This window comes from Pseudomonas sp. EGD-AK9 (assembly GCF_000465935.2).
GTDB lineage: Bacteria > Pseudomonadota > Gammaproteobacteria > Pseudomonadales > Pseudomonadaceae > Aquipseudomonas.
In genome coordinates, this window is record NZ_AVOF01000857.1 from 1 (window position 1) to 631 (window position 631).

Consider the following 631-nt stretch of genomic DNA (forward strand, 5'->3'; position numbering starts at 1 on the left):
TAAGCGGGATTACAGTACCGAGCCCGGTAGCTCAAGCTGATGTAATCGAAGCATGTCTAGAAAAAACAGGAATTGATCCGCGCACCATCAGCTATGTTGAAGCCCATGGCACTGGCACCTCATTGGGAGATCCGATTGAAATACAGGGGTTAGTAAAAGCTTTCAGCCGCAATACGCAGGACAAGCAATTCTGTTCAATCGGTTCTGTTAAATCGAATATTGGCCATGCTGAAGCTGCAGCCGGCATTAGCGGCTTAACGAAGACTGTCCTGCAGCTGCACCATAAAACCTTGGTGCCGTCATTACATTCAGAAGAGCTGAATCCTTATTTGAAGCTTGATCAAACCCCATTTTTTGTCCAGCATGAAACAAAGGAATGGGAGCAGCCATCTTTTACAGAAAACGGGGTGGACGTCACATATCCCCGCCGTGCCGGTTTAAGTTCGTTTGGCGCTTCAGGATCAAATGCGCATCTTATTTTGGAAGAATATATTCCGGCAGAGAGCCATTCAGAGACGATTTTAACGAAAAATGAAGAAATAGTGATACCTTTGTCTGCGAGAAACAAAGATCGTCTGCAGGCTTACGCTCTTAAACTTCTTGATTTTCTTAGCGAGGACGTCAATCTTTT

The 631-nt window shown here is 45.2% G+C and carries 1 pseudogene; it reads left to right on the forward strand.

The features are described from left to right. Positions 1-631 (forward strand): annotated as a pseudogene (locus N878_RS30950) (erythronolide synthase); the annotation flags it as partial.